11 protein-coding genes are annotated in these 14,233 nt (G+C 44.8%); 6 read left to right on the plus strand and 5 right to left on the minus strand.

What is annotated here, in order from left to right; translation table 11 throughout:
* The first annotated feature begins 153 nt into the window (after window positions 1-153).
* Complete coding sequence (locus tag AAEY75_RS01275) at window positions 154-1,320, plus strand: TauD/TfdA family dioxygenase (RefSeq protein ID WP_352257915.1); 1,167 nt, start codon at window positions 154-156, stop codon at window positions 1,318-1,320.
* Window positions 1,321-1,449: 129 nt separating this feature from the next.
* Here AAEY75_RS01275 and AAEY75_RS01280 read toward each other — a convergent pair whose 3' ends face one another.
* Window positions 1,450-2,589 (minus strand): MFS transporter, encoded by a 1,140-nt coding sequence (locus AAEY75_RS01280; protein WP_352257917.1) that lies wholly within the window; start codon window positions 2,587-2,589, stop codon window positions 1,450-1,452.
* 78 nt (window positions 2,590-2,667) lie between these two features.
* Window positions 2,668-3,858, minus strand: coding sequence for an MFS transporter (locus tag AAEY75_RS01285; RefSeq protein ID WP_352257919.1), 1,191 nt, complete (start codon window positions 3,856-3,858; stop codon window positions 2,668-2,670).
* A 158-nt stretch (window positions 3,859-4,016) separates the two neighbouring features.
* On the opposite strand from AAEY75_RS01285, the gene AAEY75_RS01290 reads away from it, so the two are divergent.
* A complete protein-coding gene (locus AAEY75_RS01290) occupies window positions 4,017-4,928 on the plus strand; it encodes a LysR family transcriptional regulator (protein WP_352257921.1) in 912 nt (303 codons plus the stop codon).
* Between the two features lie 132 nt (window positions 4,929-5,060).
* On the opposite strand, the gene fhuB is transcribed toward AAEY75_RS01290, so the two are convergent.
* The 3 genes from fhuB to AAEY75_RS01305 all read right to left on the minus strand — a co-directional run bounded on the left by fhuB (window position 5,061) and on the right by AAEY75_RS01305 (window position 9,082).
* Window positions 5,061-7,214, minus strand: coding sequence for a Fe(3+)-hydroxamate ABC transporter permease FhuB (gene fhuB, locus AAEY75_RS01295; RefSeq protein ID WP_352257923.1), 2,154 nt, complete (start codon window positions 7,212-7,214; stop codon window positions 5,061-5,063).
* A complete protein-coding gene (locus tag AAEY75_RS01300; protein WP_352257925.1) occupies window positions 7,211-8,113 on the minus strand; it encodes a TroA family protein in 903 nt (300 codons plus the stop codon). Before AAEY75_RS01300 ends, fhuB begins: the two co-directional genes overlap by 4 nt.
* A gap of 204 nt (window positions 8,114-8,317) precedes the next feature.
* Complete coding sequence (locus tag AAEY75_RS01305; protein WP_197216968.1) at window positions 8,318-9,082, minus strand: ABC transporter ATP-binding protein; 765 nt, start codon at window positions 9,080-9,082, stop codon at window positions 8,318-8,320.
* A 151-nt stretch (window positions 9,083-9,233) separates the two neighbouring features.
* Here AAEY75_RS01305 and AAEY75_RS01310 point away from each other — a divergent pair, with 151 nt between their 5' ends.
* From AAEY75_RS01310 to AAEY75_RS01325, 4 genes are all read left to right on the plus strand, one after another.
* Window positions 9,234-10,409, plus strand: a complete 1,176-nt coding sequence (locus AAEY75_RS01310; RefSeq protein WP_352257927.1) for an SIP domain-containing protein — start codon at window positions 9,234-9,236, stop codon at window positions 10,407-10,409.
* Between the two features lie 231 nt (window positions 10,410-10,640).
* A complete protein-coding gene (locus AAEY75_RS01315; protein WP_352257929.1) occupies window positions 10,641-11,006 on the plus strand; it encodes a DUF3817 domain-containing protein in 366 nt (121 codons plus the stop codon).
* Between the two features lie 243 nt (window positions 11,007-11,249).
* Complete coding sequence (locus AAEY75_RS01320) at window positions 11,250-11,723, plus strand: DUF2946 family protein (protein WP_201551621.1); 474 nt, start codon at window positions 11,250-11,252, stop codon at window positions 11,721-11,723.
* A 201-nt stretch (window positions 11,724-11,924) separates the two neighbouring features.
* The gene (locus tag AAEY75_RS01325; protein WP_352257931.1) at window positions 11,925-14,192 is read left to right on the plus strand and encodes a TonB-dependent receptor; all 2,268 of its coding nucleotides are present in this window, start codon (window positions 11,925-11,927) and stop codon (window positions 14,190-14,192) included.
* The last annotated feature ends 41 nt before the right edge of the window (window positions 14,193-14,233 follow it).

The following is a 14,233-nucleotide window of genomic DNA, read 5'->3' on the forward strand; positions in this document are numbered from 1 at the left end:
TCTTGTTTCTCAACAATAAAAATTAAGCAAAAGATTTAACACCATAATTGATATTACCTATTAGGTGATTCGTAATTCATTGTTTGAATAACCGATCTTAGCAATATACCGTAAAATATATTTTTACTTCATGTATATGTAGGGTATGCTCCAATGGAAATGCCTCAAGCAACACCATCTCTAGACGTATTAGTAGCAAATGACTATCAAATAGAATCCGTTGCACTCATTGACCGCGCCATTCAAATACGCTGGAGTGATGGTATCGACAGCAACTATCACTATATCTGGCTGCGTGATAACTGCCCATCTGCTTTTCATCCGCAAACTGGCGAGCGTAGCTTTGATTTGCTGAGTATCTCAAAAGATATCCATCCACTATCCGTCTCTTTTGATGAGACAACGTTGACGATTGAGTGGTCAGAACAAGAGCATATCAGCCACTTTAAACAAAGCTGGTTACGTGAGTTTGGTTATTCTAGTGCATTGGCCAAGGACCATAGCAGTCCTTATGAAAGTTGGGATGGCACGTTTATTGACCATATTCCGATGTATGACCAGCAGAGCATCATGACCAGTGACAGCGCTTTATATGAGTGGATGAGTGCGCTGGATAAATATGGGCTTACTATCATTGATAATATGCCAGATGACTCTGATGCTGGCGTACAGACCGCCATGCGAGTTGATTACCTGCGTCAGACTAATTTTGGCATGACCTTTGATGTGATATCAGAAAAGTCGCCGATCAATTTGGCTTATACCTCGCTCTCATTACCTTTGCATACCGACTTGCCAAATCAGGAATTGCCTCCAGGCTATCAATTTTTGCATTTTTTGAGTAATGAAAGCGTAGGTGGCGAATCTACTTTTGTGGATGGGCTAAAGGTGTTAGAAGGGTTACGAGAAGAGCAGCCTGAGTATTTTCGTTTGCTTGCCGAATATGCTATTCCCTTTCGTTTTCATGACACTGCCCATGATATCCATGAGCACCACCCCGTCATCAATCTAGACAACTTCGGCAATATTGTCGAAATCAAATACAACGCGCATCTTGCAGATGTTTTTGATTTGCCCAGTGATATTATGTACGACTACTATCTCGCTTATCGAGAGCTGATGGCTCGATTAAAAGACAGTCGCTATAAGATTGAATTAAAATTAGCAGCGGGTCAAATGGTGGTTTTTGATAACCGCCGAGTCCTGCACGGACGTAATGCATTTGATGAAAACGTTGGAGAGCGTCGTCTCAAAGGCTGTTATGTTGACCGCTCAGAGTTCAAAAGTCGTTTACGAACGCTTAAAAAGCAGCTGGCTTAACACAACCTGCAAGCTAACTGATGCTGTGATATAAATAGCAAAAGCATCAGCATCAGTGCTTGGCTCAGTGTCTGTTGATGACTCTAAGTGCTTCCTTCATGTTTTCTTATGGAAAGCATAAACGCTCTATCAAGCAGATTTACGACCTTTCACAAATAACACCACGCTGATGATGACGCTGAACACGCTGCACATAATAAACACGTTGTGCGCGCCGCCCGGCATGTACTCCATAAATGATGTGAAGAACTGACCAGAAAACACTGCCATCGTAAAGTAAGATAAGTTGCGGCCACGTACGTTAGCAGCACTTAGCTCGACGGTCATGTGGTTCAACAGCGGAATACTAAAACCAAATCCAATACCGATCAATAGCGCGCCTAATACTAATAGCAAGGTACTGGCTTGCGTAAAGCAAATATACGACAACGCAAATGCTAAAAATGCCAATGCCAATACTTTGGGTTCATTCAACCATTTGATTATTTTTGGCATAAAGCCTGCGGTAACGACCGCCACCAAAGAGATAAAGGCCAGTAGTTGACCAATTTGTGATTCGTTATAGCTCAATTCATGCATGGTGATGGGCAGTAACACGGTTGAGGTAAAAAATATGGTCATCGCTAAGGTTGAGATAAGATATACATTTTTTAGAGATAAGCCACTAATGATGGTTTTGCTATCGTCCTCATTAATCTGCTCATGGTTTACAGCAGTTGTATGATGCCGTGGTACAAACAGTAGCAGCATGGCTAAAAACACCCACGCAATCAAATAAATCGATAGCGGTAATGCCCAAAACTGTGAAGCCAGCAAACCACCTAAAAATAAGAATATGACCCCGCCCAGCTCAATGGACATCCCTTGCTTGGCAATCATCTTTAAGCGAGCTTCGCCTTGATACCACGTGGAGATTAGTACCGTACAACTCGCCATGACAACTGCCGTTATACCACCCAATAAAAACCGATTGCTAAACACCTGTGCTGGCCCATGTAAAAGATAAGCACTGGCGCCCGTGAGCCCGTATAAAAACAAGCCGATCATCAAAAGCTTATACGCGCCATATTTATCGATTAATTTGCCAGCCAGTGGCGCAAATACCACCGCACCCAATGACGGCAAGGTGATTAATAACACGCTATTGTCGGTAATGCCCAAGCCTGCCGAAATACTGACCAAACCGGGTGCCAGTAACGTGCCGACCATAATGGTCAAACTGGCAATACACAGTAAGGTAAAACTACCTGCGGTTTTTAATTGGTTCATATGTGTCCTTAGTCGATACAAAGTCAAATCGATTCATCGTTACTCTCGTAATAATCGATATCTATGTACTGATGTAACTTATTTTTTGGCAAATGAATTAAATATTGCACTGATGATGATAAAGACGATGCTGACCACCACCACTCCTGGCCATTGGTATAAGGCAAAGGCTTTGACACCCGCCATAGAACCCAATGCCCCGCCTGTGTAGTAACCCAGCATATAGATACCGTTGATACGGCTCTGGGCAGCGGGATCGATACTAAAGACGCGAACCTGATTGGCCACTTGCGCACTGAATACAGCAAAGTCGATTAAAATAATACCAACAATCAATGACACCAAATTACCTGCAAACAACCCTGTAATAGCGAAGCCTGTGGCAGCCAATGCCAATGCGATCATCACTAAGGTTTTAGAGCCCAATTTATTGACCCATTTTCCAGAGGATTTAGCCCCTATCACGCCTGCCAGCGCAATCACACCAAATAGTCCTGCTTGCTGTGCATTGTAATTAAAAGGCGCATCGCTGACATAAATCGCCAGTGTTGCCCACAGTACGTTGAATGAGGCAAACCAAAATGCGCCTGCAAGGGTGAATTTTTGCAGGGATTTGTGTTTTATAAACAGTGCCAAGCTACTTTTGATAAGCGGAAAGTAACGCAGTGTGGTTTGTGGCGTATTGGTTGGCAAAAATACCCGCAGTAATACCCCAAAGATAGCGGCAAGTGCTGCAGACATCACAAACACGCTGCGCCAACCGAACTGCTCCCCTACAAACCCACTTAAGGTTCTGGATAATAAAATACCTATGGTCAATCCCATCATCAGGGTACCAAGGGTTGCGCCTTTGTTTTCAGGAGACACCATGGATGCGGCAAAAGGAATGAGCTGCTGGGTAATATTGGCGCTGACACCAATCAAAAACACCGATAGCAGCAGTACGGGTAAACTGGGTGATATCGCTGCAAAAACACAAGCCGCTACTAATAAGCACGACAGAATACCAATCAGGCGTCTACGCGCAATCGAATCGCCCAACGGTGAGAGGAACAGTAAAGCAAACGCATAACCAAACTGCGTCAATGCCGGAATACTGCCCAGTTGTGAGTCGGTCAAATTAAACTCATGACCGATGAGCGGTAAAATCGGCTGATTGTAATAAAGGTTGGCGGCGGTTGCGGCAATCGCGGCGGTCATCAAAAGCAGAATAAATCGGCTTAATGACTGGCTTGACGATTGGTTTAGTACTGATACTGGCTTATCCATTGTTATCTCGGCTTAATAAATCATGCCGCAAGTATAGAGCCTATCAAACCATAACAAAAATGATAGTATATGATTGAATCCATACAAATACTGTATAGATAAAAAACTAAGATTGAGCAAAATTTTGATTAAAGATATTAATAAAAGGGATTGATGATATGGATATAAAAACACTCAAAAGCTTTATGGCAGTGGCCAAGCACCAGAGCTTTTCGGAAGCGGCGCGTGAGCTTTATACCGTGCAACCTGCCATCAGTCGCCATATCTCATCGTTAGAGACAGAATTGGGTGTTGTTCTGTTTAACCGTACTTCTCGTGAAGTGACTATCACACCTGCTGGCGAGCAACTATTGAAAGACGCCGCTGTTATTTTGAGCTTAGCAGAGCAAGCGAAGACACAAGTTAAACGAGCCCATGACGGACAGGTAGGTACGCTCAATATTGCGCATTTAAGCTCAGCATGTCTGACCTTTATGGCCACACTGGTACGCAGTTATAAAGAAAAATTTCCGCACGTGCATGTGTCCTTGTTTGAAATGACAGTAACCGAACAAATAGAAGCGTTTAATAATGATCGCATCGATATTGGTTTTTCTAGGCCGCTACCGAGCGCTATTGCTAATGACTTTGTTAGCCACAGTATTTATATCGATAAATTAGTGGCGATTGTGAACCAGAGCCATGCATTAGCCGATCAGACAACCATTGAGTTGGCGCAGCTAAAAGATGATAAGTTTATTATTTTTAACCGTGATGAAGCGGTTGGTCTATTTGATGAAACCATCATGCTGTGTAAACAAGCTGGGTTTTCGCCCAATATTATCAGTCAACCCAAGCACATGCAGACATTGGTAACCGAGGTAGCTGCAGGCTTAGGCGTGGCGATTGCGCCTTATTGCGTGCGCAAACTGTATAGCGAGGGCTGTCACTTTATGATGCTAAACAACGTCAGCACACACATACCCGTGCATATCCAATACAAGCAGACCAATAACAGTGCAACGGCTGCCGCTTTCGTCGCGGTTGCGTTAAATGCGACAGATGACATACAGCAAAGCATGGCGTATTAAATCCACAAAAAAAGCCCCATTCGTCTGGTTTATAGAAAAATGGGGCTTAATACTATTCACATATCAACATACAAGCTCAAAGGTTACTCATTATATCTTTAGCACTGAACAGATTTACCAATACGAGAACCATCAACTCGCAGAAACAGGTACTTTGCGAATCAACCATAAGAAATATGCGCCACCAATAATGGCCGCCACAGTACCCGCAGGCAGCTCATAAGGAAAGATAACATAACGCCCAATCCAATCTGCTATCACCATCACACCTGCTCCGAGTAAGGCAGCTAATGGCAATTGACGCTCAATCTTTATCGCACCAAGCGACGTCGCCAAATGTGGCACCATCAAGCCAATAAAACTTAGTGGCCCGACAGCCAATGTACTGGCCGTACTCAGTGCCGCTACCAATACCAACAATGCAAGGGTCACGGGCTTTACGGCGACGCCCAAGTTACGAGCCACACCTGTACCCAAACCGAGGATACGCAAAGGTTTTATCACCAGCAAACTGAGTGCAAACAGAATAAAGGCAATCGCAATAAGATACCAAACCGTACTAGGCTGGGCGCTATAAGTCGTTCCTGATAGCCAGCTAAGCATCGCTTCTAGACGCGGATCGCCAGATATCTTCACCATATGCATCACCCCATCCATCATGGCAGCGATCCCGATACCGACCAATAATAGATAGCCCGAACTTACTCGACGTGCCAGCCAAATAACCAATAGCAACACCGCCATGGCACCAGACAATCCTGAGATGAGCAACGTACCTGCACCTGCGGACAGACCCAAACTGGGCAGCAGCAAAAACCCTAAAATAACGCCAAGCGCAGCGCCCGAGCTGACCCCCAATACTTCTGGGCTTGCCATTGGGTTGCGCGTGAGCGTTTGTAATAGCACACCAGCGATGGCCAGCATTAGACCCGTTGCCGCCGCGCTCAAACTGCGAGGCAGTCGATATTGCTGAGTAATGGCCCAGTCGGTACTGAATACCCAGCCATTGATATCTTGGACGAACAGACATGCCAATGCGATGAGCGCAACCACACCAATACCCCAACGCCATAATACGACCGGTTTATCCTTACCGGTAATCATTGGGGTTACCGTCTCTATCTGCTCACGGCGCTGACGCAAAATCAGCCAGATAATCAACGGAGCACCGAGGATGCCCGTCATTGCACCTGCTGGAATCTGCATGTCAAGTATAGGCTCTAGCAATAACGCAACATTACTGGTCAACCATAGTAATAGCGCACCCAATACAAAGGCGACGACTAAACGCTTGCTAATAGAAGAAATACCCAGCGCATTGACCAGACTAGCAGCACCCAATCCGATAAAGCCAATCAGCCCAACTTCACTCACGACCAATGCAGTTACGATCGCGACGAGCAACACCACCAACGCGCGGATACTATTAATAGGTACGCCTAAACGCTTGGCTTGTAAGTCGTCTAAGCTCATTAGCGTCAGTGGTTTTAACAATGGCAGGCATACGACCAGCATCACAACTGAGGTTATCGATAGCGTCGTACTGGTATGCCAGCTATTCTGTGCCAAAAACCCTGCAGCCCATGACAACATACCATTGCTGCGCTCCGCGAAAAATAACACCAATACATTGGCCACAGCAGCGAGCAAAATATTCACCACTAAACCGGCAAGTATTAAAATCAACGGGTTAAAGCGACTGGGCGCTGACAAGGCAAATACCAAGCCCATACTGATAATCGCACCGACAAACGCGACATAAATACCGCCATAAATTGCCAAGCTTGGCAAAAACAAGGTCACGATTAGCATGGCCAATTGCGCACCCACACCCACACCCAAAGTGGTGTCTGATGCCAATGGGTTTTTGACCAATTGCTGGAGTAAAATACTGACAACCCCAAGTAGTCCACCTGCCAATATGGCCACGATACTGGTTGCAACCAAATGCAGCTGTGTCGCCATACTGGCAATATCTAGCTGTGAGCTTGGCATCAACAGATCACCAATCGGACGTGTCCATTCTTGAGCGATCAACGTCCAACCACTCCATAGTGACAAGGCCAGAAGCACAATGAACATGCTCCATAATCGCCACAGACCACTAGAGGTAGAAGCATCTGACCGAGGTGACTCTGGAGATGGGGGTAATGGGTCTGGTAGATTTTTCGTGTTCTTTAACGACTTAGACAACGAAGGCGATGAAAGTGAGGACATAGAATCAACATTATTAGTAGTATTGTCAGCAGGCAGGTTATGAGGATGCTCGGCGGTATGAATGCTCATGAGGCTGCACCACCTTTTAATGTGACATTTGATAAATTATTTGCCAAACCGACCAGTGATGCCATGCCGCCATAGATCCATACTGGCGGTAACTCGCCCACACAACGATCATGACCATAGCTTAGGCGCTGCCATATCAAACTGTCATCAATCTCAGCACGCGTGATTGGACTCAAAGGATTAATAATTAATAGGCAAGTATCATTATCTAACGTGGCCAAATCACCCATACGTATCGGCACAAAACCCCATTGGTTGCCCTTACCTAATACATCAAGCTCTTTGCCCATATGCGCCAATGCAGGCTGAAACAAACTGTTTGCCACATACATACGCATATTATTGGCATCAGCAAACTGAACCACAGCGAATTTCTTAACGTTTGGATAGCGCTGTTGTAGCCGTTCACTAGCAATGCCTATGTCATCATTACTTTTTACAATATAATCTTCAGCCAATTTTGGCTCGTTAATCAGCTTACCTAATTTGCGAGTTGGCTCAGTATAATCGGCCCATGTCGCAGTATCCCCTTTGGCTGCGAACGTCACAGACTCAGCAGGGACATCGCCATATAAATTGCGGGCATGTTGATAAAACGAATTGTCTACAACCAAATCAACAGGCAACTGCGCGACCAATTCGGCATTAGGCTGATAACGAATACCCAAATCAATCGTCGCTGGCGGTAATGTTGGCGTCCCTACCCATCTGTCCCATACTCTGACATCGCCCGTGGCAATCGGTGGATAGCCCATGGCAGTTAACGTTGCTGCATTGCCCCAATCAGGCGAGGCAATATTAATTTTTACATGCGGCGCGCCGTCTACCTGAGCAGCTGTTTGAGCAGTTGCCTGAACGTCTTTTTGCTCAGTCACTGGCTCCTGACATGCAGTTAGCATAGTGGTTAATGCCAAGCTGACAACAAGAGACAACCTTTTTAATGGTATCTTTAGGGAGTCTGGTGAGCAATTTTTGATTGACGGTTTTACGGCGTTTCTGGAGACATTTTTAGAATGGTTATTTTTATAAAGAGCAGGGAACATAGCGACCTATCTTTTGAGCGAATAAGATGAAACAGGCGAATAAAAAAGATGAGGCAAATATTAAGCGATGGCGACAGGTTGCCCAGTGATAGGATGACTGAGCAATTGCATATCGACATTGAAGATATTGTGTAATATGTCTGGTTGCATGGTGCTTTGGATATCGCCGTTGTGGCACACTTGGCCGTTTTTCAGTGCGATAACTCGATCAGCATACTGCGCTGCCAGATTGATATCATGGACAATAATGATCACACTCAAGCCCTGCTCATCCACCAAACGACGAATCAGTTGAATCACTTCAAGCTGATAATGCATATCAAGTGCCGCCAAAGGCTCATCTAATAACAGGTATCGAGTGTCTTGCGCCAGACACATCGCCAGCCAAACGCGCGCGCGCTCCCCGCCTGATAATGTGGCTGTAATACGGTCAGCGAACGCCTCAACTTGTGTGGTACGCATCGCTTCTGCGACTTTATCTTTGTCTATCTGAGTAGGCTTTTGTAGCCATTTTTGATGAGGATAACGCCCCAGCATGACCAGCTCACGTACCGTAAACCCAGCAGCCTCAGGCAGTTGCTGCGGCAAATATGCCATTTGTCGTGCCAGCTCCTTGCTACTGTAGCTACTCATAGGACGATCATCTAAGCTAACGCTACCGCCATTACTTATCATCTCGCCTGCCAACGCTTTGATCAAAGTTGACTTGCCAGAGCCATTATGTCCCACCAAAGCAACCAATTGATTGGTATCAATCTCACAGCTCACATTATCTAGCAAGGTGTTTCCTTGACGACTGATAGTCAGTTGGTTTGCACGTAACATAGCGATACTCGTCATTAATTTAAGTCGTGGTATTTATATTGGAAAGCCAATAAAAACCGATTTTACTCGTAAACAGTAATAAAAACAATTATCATTAAGATAAAATACAACTCTTTTAATCTTTAATGCACAATTGTTCGTGAGTACATATATGACCTATTCTCTTTCCTCTGCTAAAAATGAGCCTGATATTCAATCAAACGTTTACACTTCCCTAGATATCCCAGAACTTGCCCATACCATTGCTCATATCAATGAAGAGCATTTCGATGAACTGCTTGGATTTTTGAAAGCGTTTACTTCCTTGACGACCGATGAGATGGATAATGCAGATATACAGTTGTCTGATATTTATGCTGAAGGTGTCGCATTACGGGTACAGCCGAACGATTCAGCACATCCGCGCGCAAATGCTCAAAATACAGCCGTTCAATATCATGATTTTTTTATCCCCTTTACCGCGCCTATCACACAGCTTAGCGAACTACAGACGCAATACATTTTGCTTAAACAACGCGCAGATAAAAAACTCGGCAAAAAAACCATCAAACTGACTGAGCAAAAATTCATCGTACAAGACAGCTATCAGGTCAGCGAAAACATGCTGCGTCTGGTCTTGACAGCACCAGAAACCAATACCTCTAATCCAGTACCCGTCAATGAAGCAGGTTATGCGTACTTATTTGATTTAGACCATAACGTCACTGATGAGCATGACCGCCCTTCGCGCTCTCATTGCTATTACACATTAAGAAAAGCATGGTCAACCTCGGATGGCATGCAGGCATGGGTTGATGTGTTCCTACACGGAGATACCTCTGGCGGCAATTGGGCGAGCTCATTGCAAGCAGGTGAGAGCGTAATCAGTAAGCGTGAGTTTCCAGAGAAAGTTGAGCATCTACATGAGGGTCAAGCGCTGTTAGTAGCAGATGAGACTTCGATGCCGACCGTAGCACGCTTACTGGAGCTGTGGGACAATCCTCTACCACCACTCATCCTCTGTGTTACTCAAGATGAAAAAGATCAAGCTTATTTTGATGACGTCAAAATAAACACTGATAACATGAGCAGTGACATAGAAAGCAATACAGATAATAAGTTTATAGTACTGCCATTAGTGACAGGTCAGGTGAATTCAGGAAAAGAGTTAGCCACGTTGATAGACAATACGGTGGGCGACTATCTAGCCACGCATCCGCTAAAAATTGATAAGGTCTGGGGAGCGCTTGAAGCAGGTGCCGCAAAATCACTGCGTCGATTACTCAAACAAAGACTCACATTAGAGCGCGCTGATGCGGTCGTTAAAGTCTATTGGCGTAAGGATTGAAACAGACATAAAGACTCATATAATAAAAGCTAAGGCAGTAAAAGCTGAGTCTATATAAATGATGCTGAACGGATGGGAAATACACAAGTTTTGAAGAGATTGAAGTGAGAACATATTCTGGGGTCTACCCTAAGAATAGACTATATAGTCACTGACACAAAGCAATCCTTCAAAGCATAGAACAAAGCCAGTATCATATGGTGCATTCAATAATATCGAAAGGAACACAACGTGTCACACGCTCAGACCACCAGCCCTACTAGTAGTGAAACAACTGGCTCTAGCAAAAAACAGCATTCATCGTTAAAGGTATTAACCGTTGTCGGCTATCTAGAAGGCACTTCTTTCTTATTATTGATGGGCATTGCTATGCCACTTAAATATATGATGGGTATGCCCGAAGCGGTAAAATATATCGGCATGGCACACGGCATATTATTTATCGCTTATATCCTTGTCCTACTGATTACTGTCGGTAGAATAAGAATGCCGCTTTGGGCCATGCCTGCAGGCGTGCTTGGCTCATTTTTACCCTTTGGGCCCTTTATATTCGACCATTTTCTGAAGAAAACTTTGAACAAAAACGCAGAAAAGTAAGCGTAAAAACATCTTTCTAGTATAGATAAACAAGATACCCCAATGCGTCTCATAAAAGACGTATCGGGGTATTTTTTTGCCATTTTATCAATACCACCTTCAATATTTTATTCCTTGTAATGAGTAAGGTAATTACCGTAGAATAGCATTCCTTATAAGTCTTGTTAATTTTTCTTTTTTGATTATATCAGTGATAAGGCTATCGATTAAATTAAGAATATGCCCTAGTGCAATGAACATACTATGACGCTAAAACAACCCAATAATGCGCGGCGATATTCACTATTATCACCAGCAATGATGTGGACAGGCATGCTACTGGCATGTCTTGCATGGCTGCTGCACACTACTCCATTATTGACGCCTTTATGGAGTGACAACGCCAGTCTGGGTCATGGCATTTGTATTGAGCTTGCGCCTGTCGTATCAGCCTCTCATGATCATAGCATGCACTCGCAGCATCATTCTGAAGCAGCAATATCTGTACATGCAGAGCCAGCCTCACATTCTGAGCACAACGCGCAACAACATAATAGCTGTGACATCTGTACATCCATGTCAGCAGTTATCACTCCGCTTATCATCAAATCACCTGAATTCAATCTCATTGAGCTAACTACTATTGTAGCGATGATAACACCTACGATAGAGGTCTATTATGCAACTGGCTTCTTACGACCATTCTCCCGTGCCCCTCCCTTTATCCTGATTGCTTAATCAGTCACTACCAATAATATTGACAGCTGATTTAACAGTTGGTAACCCGCTCAACGATAAAACGTTGAGAGCATAACTGACGACCGTATATAGCGTCGTACAGCGAGCTATTATCATTATTAATGCGCTGCCTGACCGTGACTGATCACCAAAAATACAATCCTCTTATCATGTGTTTTTTAAAGTTTTCAGGAAAAGAATATGTTACAACCATTAAAAAGTACGACCCCTGCTCTAAAGCTTAGCGTGTTGGCAATGGCTTTGTTTCAAATCAGTAATGCCTATGCCCACAATGGAGAGGATCACTCTAATACTGACGATATTCCAATGACCTACCTGCCCACTATTACAGTAATGGCAACCGCATCAGATGCCAGTAACCTTGGTACATCTGCGACGCTTAATAAAAATGATATCGACAACAAACAGGTAGCAACCAGTGATACTGCAACCATATTGACCAAAATTCCAGGCATAAATGTGCAGAGTGCTGGTGGCATCTCAAACTTGCCCGTCATTAGAGGACTGGCTGATAATCGTCTGCGCATTTTAGTGGACGGTGTTGACTCCATCGCTTCTTGCCCAAACAGTATGAACTCACCGCTATCCTACATATCGCCTAGCGCCGTGGAAGAAACCACAGTCTATGCAGGCGTCACGCCCGTGAGTGTCGGTGGTAACAGTATTGGCGGCACCATCGTAGTAGAATCAGCAGAGCCAACGTTTTCAGAAGACAGTACCGTTGTGACGTCAGGCGAGGTTGGCACATTCTATCGAAGTAATGGTAATGGCTACGGTGCCAACATTGAAACCACTATCGCTAACGATACTTTAAGCCTCAGTTATAAAGGCAGCTACGCCAAATCAGACAATTACGACGCTGGTGGTGACTTTAAGTCTTACACAGATGCGAGTGGCGACGGCAAAGAACTCTCCAAAGATGAAGTTGGTTCGACTGCCTTTGAAAGCCAGACTCAGTCTGTCAATGTGGCTTATCAAAATGGCGATCATCTGTTGCAAGGTACCTATCTTTGGCAACGTGTGCCAGAAGAGCTTTACCCAAACCAGCGTATGGACATGCTCGACAACCAGCTCGACCGCATCAATCTACGATACAAAGGCCATTTAAGCTGGGGACAATTAGAAGCACAGGCGTATCATGAAGACGTCGAACACTATATGAACTTTGGTGAAGACAAACAGTTCTTGTACGGTACGGCTCCTGGTATGCCTATGTATACCAACAGTGAAACCATCGGTGCTAACCTCAAAGGCATTATCGATTTGACTAACCAAGGCACTGTGACCGTAGGCGCTGAGTATCAAGACTACACCCTCGATGACTTATGGCCAGCCTCTGGTACTGGCATGATGGGGCCTGGTGAGTTCCAAAATATCAATAATGGCGAACGCGAACGTATCGGTGTCTATGGCGAGTGGGAAAAACAGATAGCACCAAAGTGGACCACACAGCTGGGTGCTCGTTACGAAAACGTGCGTACCAGTGCTGACGAAGTCAGCGGCTATAATATGATGGCCAATCAAGCCCGAGATAGTGCTGCTTTCAACGCAAGCGACCGTAGCACAATTGACAACAATATTGACGCCACTGCCATTGCACGCTACGACATCGACACTCAGCGATCAATAGAGATAGGAGTCGCACACAAAGAGCGCACCCCTAGCCTATACGAGCGCTATATATGGTCGACATGGGGCATGGCATCGATTATGAACAATACCGTGGGTGATGGTAACGGCTATTTCGGTGATCCTGATCTGAGTCTAGAAAAATCTAACACGCTATCTCTAACATTCGATTGGCGCGGCGCTGATGACGACTGGGGCGTCAAAGCAACGCCTTATTACTCACACATCGATGATTATGTTGATGCCATACAATGGGATTCAGCAACCAATACCGCCGCAACTACCCAAACCAGCGACCAGTATAACGTGATGCGTTATACCAACCAAGATGCAAGAATATATGGCTTAGATATCACAGCAGACCGTGACTTGGCATCTAATGCTTGGGGTGATTGGGAACTTACAGGCTCATTGAGCTATACCAATGGCAAAAATAAAGACACAGGCTCCCACCTATACAACATCATGCCACTCAATGCTAGCATTGCGCTCAATCACGAAAACAATAACTGGAGGAACCAAGTCGAAGTGGTTGCCGTCGCTGCTAAAAACAAGGTGTCGACACCGCGTAATGAGATTAAAACAGCTGGCTACGGTTTGTTAAACCTGAGCACTGGTTATCAGTGGGATGCGATTAGCGTTGAGGCCGGTATTGATAATATATTGGATAAGAACTACGCATTACCACTAGGCGGTGCGTATATGGGTCAAGGCAGTACCATGGGTATCAATAACGAGCTAACCACAGGCTCTAACTGGGGCACGGCCGTTCCCGGTGCAGGTCGCTCATTTTACATGGGTATCAACTATAAATTCTAATCGGTACTAAAGTCTAGGGTGTGTCTTCATTTTCCGAGTGA

The organism is Psychrobacter sp. TB55-MNA-CIBAN-0194 (genome assembly GCF_040309505.1).
Classification (GTDB): Bacteria; Pseudomonadota; Gammaproteobacteria; order Pseudomonadales; family Moraxellaceae; genus Psychrobacter; species Psychrobacter fozii.